The sequence below is a fragment of the Loktanella gaetbuli genome, from assembly GCF_020531945.1.
Taxonomy (GTDB): Bacteria; Pseudomonadota; Alphaproteobacteria; order Rhodobacterales; family Rhodobacteraceae; genus Loktanella; species Loktanella gaetbuli.
The window spans coordinates 48066-54743 of sequence record NZ_JAJATZ010000012.1 but is presented as its reverse complement, the minus strand read 5'-3'; the positions used below and the strand labels follow the sequence as shown (position 1 = coordinate 54743).

6 protein-coding genes are annotated in these 6678 nt (G+C 62.8%); 5 read left to right on the top strand and 1 reads right to left on the bottom strand.

Annotated elements, in window-relative coordinates; translation table 11 throughout:
* Window positions 1-151 precede the first annotated feature (151 nt).
* From LGQ03_RS16410 to LGQ03_RS16395, 4 genes are all read left to right on the top strand, one after another.
* A complete protein-coding gene (locus LGQ03_RS16410; RefSeq protein ID WP_226749279.1) occupies window positions 152-1033 on the top strand; it encodes an endonuclease/exonuclease/phosphatase family protein in 882 nt (293 codons plus the stop codon).
* 82 nt (window positions 1034-1115) lie between these two features.
* Complete coding sequence (locus LGQ03_RS16405; RefSeq protein WP_056037298.1) at window positions 1116-1574, top strand: (2Fe-2S)-binding protein; 459 nt, start codon at window positions 1116-1118, stop codon at window positions 1572-1574.
* Between the two features lie 2 nt (window positions 1575-1576).
* Entirely contained in the window at window positions 1577-3742 is a 2166-nt protein-coding gene (locus tag LGQ03_RS16400; RefSeq protein WP_226749278.1) for a xanthine dehydrogenase family protein molybdopterin-binding subunit, read from the top strand.
* Between the two features lie 6 nt (window positions 3743-3748).
* Window positions 3749-4357, top strand: coding sequence for an Isoquinoline 1-oxidoreductase subunit (locus tag LGQ03_RS16395; RefSeq protein WP_226749281.1), 609 nt, complete (start codon window positions 3749-3751; stop codon window positions 4355-4357).
* Window positions 4358-4392: 35 nt separating this feature from the next.
* Here the strand turns inward: LGQ03_RS16395 and LGQ03_RS16390 are convergent, their stop codons facing one another.
* A complete protein-coding gene (locus LGQ03_RS16390; protein ID WP_226749277.1) occupies window positions 4393-5292 on the bottom strand; it encodes an MBL fold metallo-hydrolase in 900 nt (299 codons plus the stop codon).
* Between the two features lie 39 nt (window positions 5293-5331).
* Here LGQ03_RS16390 and LGQ03_RS16385 point away from each other — a divergent pair, with 39 nt between their 5' ends.
* Complete coding sequence (locus LGQ03_RS16385) at window positions 5332-6651, top strand: ATP-binding protein (RefSeq protein WP_226749276.1); 1320 nt, start codon at window positions 5332-5334, stop codon at window positions 6649-6651.
* The last annotated feature ends 27 nt before the right edge of the window (window positions 6652-6678 follow it).

Genomic DNA, 6678 nt, shown 5'->3' with positions numbered 1-6678 from the left:
CGGTTACACGCCGACACCCGCAAGCACCTTTTTCAAGAAATATCGATTTTTTCGCAAAAAAGTTCAGACTGCCCAAAATCTAGTGGTTACGGTTCTCAAAACACCAAGTCGCAGACCGTCGTTCTGGACAGCATCCCACAGGAGCCCAAAGATGCGCCCCTTTCTCTGCCTCATTGCCCTGACAGTCCTGTTTGCTTGCGGCGAATCCAAATCGCAGATCACGCCACCACCACACGGCAGCGTGCGGATCGCGACCCACAACGTCCATTACATCGTATTGGACCAGGCAACCGGGACCTGGTCGGTCGGTGACTGGGAAGATCGAAAGGAATCGGCAGATCAAGCCTTCAAGGCGCTCGACGCCGACATCGTCGCCTTTCAGGAGATGGAAAGCTTTGGACGCGGCGATACCGACAACATCAATCTGCACCGTGATTGGCTGCTGCAAAACAACCCCGACTATGCGGCGGGTGCCAACGGTGATTCCGCGGTGTTTCCATCAACCCAGCCGATCTTCTATCGCACCGCACGATTCGAGATGCTGGACCAGGGGTGGTTCTTCTTTTCTGACACACCGGACGTGATCTATTCGCGCACCTTCAACGGCAGCTATCCGGCCTTTGCCAGCTGGGTCCAGCTACGTGACCGCAACGACGGCAAGACCCTTACAATATACAACGTCCATTTCGAGTTCAGCTCCGGGTCGAACCGGCTGTTGTCGGCAGAACTGACCGTCGACCGCATGGCCCCGCGGCTGGCAGCAGGAGAACGCGTCGTTCTGACAGGCGATCTGAACGCATTGCGCAGTTTCCGAACGGCGCAGATTTTCAAGGATGCGGGCTTTACCTTTGCCCCCGTGCCGGGATCGACCTACCACCTGAACCGCGGCATCAACCTGTTCGGGGCGATTGATCATCTGGCAGCCTCTGGCCCAGTCAGCCTGATCGGGGAACCCCAGGTCCTGCGGCGCAAGTTCGACGGGCGCTGGCCATCGGACCATTATCCCGTCATCGGCGATTTCGTTTTGCGGTAGGCCTTCCGCAGGGTCCTGCGTGGACTTTGAACACTGTCGCGTTAGCTCTTTACCCAAACCTTGGCGAGAAAGGACAGATCGCATGACCACGTTTACTGTTAATGGAGAAGAGCGCACGGTCGACGTGCCAGGCGATACGCCACTGCTGTGGGTTCTGCGGGACGAGCTGAAACTGACCGGCACCAAATTCGGCTGCGGCGTCGCGCAATGCGGTGCCTGCACCGTCATGCTCGACGGCACCACGCGCCGGTCCTGTGTCACGCCCGTATCCACCCTCGAAGGTGCCAACATCACCACGATCGAGGGCCTCGACACCCCAGAGGCAGAGGCCGTTCAGGCCGCGTGGGCAAAACTGGATGTGCCGCAATGTGGCTGGTGCCAATCCGGTCAGGTCGTCAGCGCCTCTGCCCTGCTTTACGAGATTCCTAATCCCACCGACGAGGACATCGACAACGCGATGGCCGGCAACATCTGCCGCTGCGCCACCTATGTCCGCATCCGCCAAGGCATCAAAGATGCCGCCAAAGCGTTGGAGACCTGAACATGACCCATCAGAATCGCCGCCAGTTTCTGGCCTCTGCCGCCGGTCTGACCATTGCGGTCGCCCTGCCGATGAAAGGCCGGGCGCAATCAGGTGCCGCGAATGCCTTTGCCGCTGACGGCAGCGGCAGCTTTGCCCCTAATGCGTTCATCCGGGTGGCAGCCGACGACACCGTCACCGTCATGATCAAACATGTCGAAATCGGTCAGGGTGCCTACACCGGCCTTGCGACCCTCGTGGCCGAGGATCTGGACGCCGACTGGGCGCAGATGCGCGCCGAGGCGGCCCCTCTGGATAACGAGAAATACAAGAACCTCTATTTCGGCCTGCAAGGCACTGGCGGTTCCACAGGTCTGGCCAACAGCTATACCCAGATGCGCAAGGCCGGTGCCGCTGCCCGTGCCATGCTGGTGCAGGCTGCCGCTGCCGAATGGGGCGTCGATGCATCCGAGATTACCGTTACCAAGGGCGTGATCGCCCACGGCGACAAAACCTCGACCTTTGGCCCGATGGCCGCCAAGGCCGCCGAGATGACCCCGCCAGAGGATCCGCCGCTCAAGCCCGCGTCGGAATTTGTCTATATCGGCACCGACCTGCCCCGCCTCGATTCGCCGTCAAAGTCCAACGGCAGTGCGATGTTCACGATGGATATCGACATCGACGGTATGGAAACCGTCGTTGTCGCCCACCCGCCGATGCTGGGTGGCACCGTCGCCAGCTATGATGACACCGACGCGGTCGCTGTGCCCGGCGTGACTGCCGTGCGCCAGATTCCGCAAGGTGTTGCGGTCTATGCCACATCGACAGCAGCCGCGATCAAGGGGCGGTCCATGCTGTCCGTCGAATGGGACACCTCTGCCGCTGAAACACGCAGCTCTGCGCAGATGATGGATGATTTCGCCGCCATGGTCGGCAGCGATACGGCCAAGACTGCAGAATCTGCGGGCGACGTTGCCACAGCCTTCGAAAACGCAGCGCAGACGGTCGAGATGGAATTTCGCTTTCCCTATCTTGCCCATGCGCCGCTGGAACCGCTCGACGCGGTGGTCGAGGTCAAGGACGGCAGCGCCACCGCCTGGGGCGGCTGGCAATTCCCCGGTTTCGACAACCAGTCGGTGGCCGGTGCGCTGGGGATGGACCCCGCAAAGGTGGCAATGGTCACGATGCTGGCCGGCGGGTCATTTGGCCGTCGCGCACAGCCCAGCGCCCATATCGGTGCAGAAGTCGGCGCGATTGCCGCTGCTGCGGGCCGTGACGGGGCCTGGAAACTGGTCTGGACCCGCGAGGACGATCTGCACGGCGGCTACTACCGCCCGATGACCGTGCACCACCTGCGCGGTGGTCTGGATGCCGACGGCAATATCACCGCATGGCACAACACCGTCGTGAACCAATCCATTATGGCAGGCACCCCGATGGAGGCGATGATGCAGGACGGGCTGGATCCGACCTCGTACGAGGGCGCGACCAAGATGCCCTATGACCTGACGGACATGCAGGTCGACTGGATCCGCGCCGCAAGCCCGGTTTCCGTGCTCTGGTGGCGGTCCGTGGGTCACACTCACACCGCCTATGCGACCGAAGTGTTCCTGGATCATCTGCTGGAACTGGGTGGCAAGGACCCCGTGCAGGGCCGCCTTGATCTGCTGCGCCCCGACATGGCCCGTGACCGCGCCGTGCTGGAACGCGTCGCCGAAATGGCCGGCTGGGACGGCCAGAAAGTCAAGAACGGCAAGGGCTACGGCGTGGCGCTGCACGAGAGTTTCAGCACCTATACCGCGCAGATCGTCGAAGTCGAAGACAAGGACGGCTTTCCCAAGGTGACGAATGTCTGGTGCGCCGTGGATTGCGGCGTGGCCGTGACGCCAAACGTGATCCGCGCCCAGATCGAGGGCGGAATCGGGTTCGGTTTGTCGTCGATCCTGCATGACGAACTGTCACTGGCCGAAGGTGGCATGGTCGAGCAGAGCAATTTCGACACCTATCGCGTGCTGCGCATCAACGAGATGCCGAATGTCATGGTCGACATCATCGCATCAGAGGTCGATCCGACGGGTGTGGGCGAACCCGGCACCCCGCCCATCGGCCCGGCACTTGCGAACGCATGGCGCGCGCTCAAGGGCGAGAACGTCACCACCCTGCCCTTTTCCAAATCCGTCGGAGCGTAAGCCATGATGAAAACCCTCACCCGCCTTGGCCTGATAGCAGCTCTTGCATGGGCGGCACCGGTCAGTGCCGAAACCGTCAACGGCCTGCGGACCGTCGACGAATTTGCGGATATCGCCGACGAATCGGAACGGTCGGTCGCCCTGTTCAACGAGCTGATGGTCGTGATCGAACACCCGCGCTGCCTGAATTGTCACCCGGTCGGCGATGTGCCTTTGCAGGGCGATGACATGCAGCCGCACCAGCCCCCGGTCGTGCGCGGCGTGGGTGGCATGGGCGCGCCGGGCATGCGGTGCAGCACCTGTCACGGGGCGGAAAACGTCACCTATACCAGCGGTGATGGATCAATTCCCGGTCACGTGCCGTGGCATCTGGCCCCCATCGAAATGGGATGGGTCGGAAAATCAGCCACCGAAATCTGCGAACAGATCAAGGACCCGGCCCGCAACGGCAACCTCGATCTGGCTGGCCTGCACGAACACAACGCCGAGGACGGCCTTGTGGGTTGGGGCTGGGAACCGGGTGTTGGCCGCGAACCGGCACCTGGCACGCAGGCGATCTTTGGTGATCTGACGCAGGCCTGGATCGACACTGGCGCTGTCTGCCCCACCACCTGAATACGGTATCAGCCCCGGCCCAGCGCCGGGGCTTTTCATATCCGGCTGAACGCCGCCTCGAACGACAGGGCCGGGCGCGCGACCGCCTCGCCAGTCGTGACCAGTTCAATCAACTGCGCAAAGACGTTGCGGGCCGCGATTGGCCATAACGCTTCGTCCACATCCCGATAGACAGCGGCGGTGATCTGCGAAATTCCGGTCGGTGTATGGGACAAGACACCCAGCACGGCCGCGCGGCGTTCCATCCGGTGCGCGATCAACCAGTCGATCCGGGCCGCAGGATCGTCCACCGGTGCCCCATGTCCGGGATACAGGACCGCACCGCCCCATGCCCGCAACCGCCGGCAGGACGCGATGAAATCGCTGACATCGCCGTCGGGCGGCGACACGAGCGACGTTGCCCATTCCATCACCAGATCGCCGGAAAAAACGGCATCCCCCCACTTGAGGCAGATATGATTGCCCATGTGCCCCGGCGTGTGCAGGACATGAACAGCGCCTGCCGGTGTTTCGATGATCGCACCATCACCAACCGTCACATCGGGCGCAAAATGCGTATCGACCCCTTCGCCACCACCTGCATAGCCCTGCGCGATCAGATCCTGCATCACGGCACTGCGCCCTGCGTCGCTGGGGCCATAGGCCAGCACAGGCGCACCCGTCCGGGCGGCCAGACGTGCGGCCAGCGGCGAATGATCCAGATGCGCGTGGGTCACAAGGATGTGGCTGACCTGTGCTGCGCCGATGGCATCCGTCAGTGCCGCCAGATGCGCCGCGTCATCCGGGCCGGGGTCAACCACCACGAGGTCAGCGTCACCCAGCAGATAGGTATTCGTCCCGCGATAGGTCATGGGTGACGGATTGGGGGCCAGAACACGCCGCAGGCCGGGCCCCAGGCGCACGGCCTCGCCCGGTATCGGATCGAACTCTTTCATCGCTTTCCCCCATGCTGCCGCGTCGCTAGTGTTAATGCCATGTTCCTCGCATGGCTCAAACCCTATCTACCGCGTGGCCTTTATACCCGGGCGCTGCTGATCCTGATCCTGCCGATCCTGCTGCTTCAGCTGGGGGTGTCGATCCTGTTCATCAACCGTCATTTCGACGGTGTCACCGAACAGATGACGGACGCGGTCAGCATCGAACTGCAATTCCTGATCGAGACAGCCAATCAGGCCCCGGACGCCGATACCGCCCGATCAAGGGTCGCGGATATCGCTGACCCGTTGCAACTGGCCGTCAGCTGGCCTGCCGCAATTCCCGGCCAGACCCGCGCCCGCACATGGAGCGATTTCACCGCCGACGCGGTCGCAGCCCGCCTGCGATTTCGTATCCCGCAGATCGACGCAATTTCGATGATCGACAAGGATTTCGTCCGGATCTGGATCGACACGCGCCACGGCCCGATGCAGATCGAGGTCAACCGCAGGCGCGTGTCCGCGTCCAACCCCCATCAGCTCTTGGTGATCATGGTGGTTCTGGGGGTCATCCTGACTGCGATCTCCTTTATTTTCCTGCGCAACCAACTGCGCCCGATCCAGCGGATGGCCGTGGCCGCCACCGACTATGGCAAGGGCCGGATCACCCACTACCACCCTTCTGGCGCAACCGAAGTCCGCGCCGCGGGCATGGCCTTTCTCGACATGCGCAATCGTCTGGAACGGCAGATCCAGTCGCGCACCATGATGTTGTCGGGCGTCAGCCACGATCTGCGCACGCCGCTGACGCGCTTGCGGCTGGGCCTGTCCCTGCTGGACGAGGACGACGCCGCACCGCTGCTGCAAGATGTCGACGACATGCAGCGCCAGCTTGACGCTTTTCTCGATTTTGCCCGGTCAGATCATGGCGATGCGCTGGTCCGCGTGTCACCGCAGCAACTGGTGCGCGACATTCACGGTGATTTTCAGCGCGCGCGGGCACAGCTGTTTCTAGGCACGCTGTCGGGACCCGATGCCCCCGTCCCCCTGCGCGAGGTGGCGATTCGCCGGGCGCTGGACAATCTGTGCAACAACGCGCTGCGCTATGGCAGCCGCGCCGAAATCTCGGTTTATGTGACCGACCGCGCGGTCCGCTTTGTCGTCGATGACGATGGCCCCGGTATCCCAGTCGATCGCCGCGAAGAGGCCGTGCGCCCGTTTACCCGGCTCGACCCTGCCCGAAATCAGGATACTGGCACTGGCGTGGGCCTGGGCCTTGCCATCGTGTCGGACATCGCCCGCAGTCACGGTGGCGTCCTGCGCCTGACGGAATCGGACAGCCTGGGCGGTCTGCGCGCGGAACTGGTCCTCGCCCGCTAGGCCCCCACGCCCTATGTTGTCGGCCAG